At 56.1% G+C, this 253-nt stretch carries 1 pseudogene; it reads left to right on the top strand.

Annotation, left to right across the window (positions count from 1 at the left end):
- A pseudogene (locus EXE41_RS18890) lies at window positions 1–123 on the top strand (IS630 family transposase); the annotation flags it as partial.
- Between the last annotated feature and the right edge of the window lie 130 nt (window positions 124–253).

The raw sequence follows: 253 nt of genomic DNA, 5'->3' as shown, positions 1-253 counted from the left end.
AGACAACTTGATCAAGAACTTGGGAACCGCCTGTTTGACACACTCGACGATCTCCGTGAGGCTGCTCTCTCTGCACTCGACCGGGTCGAAATCCCAGATGTGTTTACGTATTTATGTCCGTGAGTATCAACAGGCGGCGATGATCCTCGGCCCCGGCCCGAGGATCATCTGCCTCGACTTCGTCGATATCCACTACCACGGCTGTCCACACGCTGATGCTGGCGAACTCTGCCACACCAAACCACGCGATGGC

Origin of the sequence: Halorubrum sp. SD690R (assembly GCF_005435035.1) — an archaeon.
Taxonomy (GTDB): domain Archaea; phylum Halobacteriota; class Halobacteria; order Halobacteriales; family Haloferacaceae; genus Halorubrum; species Halorubrum ezzemoulense.
This window is presented reverse-complemented; position numbering and strand designations above follow the sequence as displayed.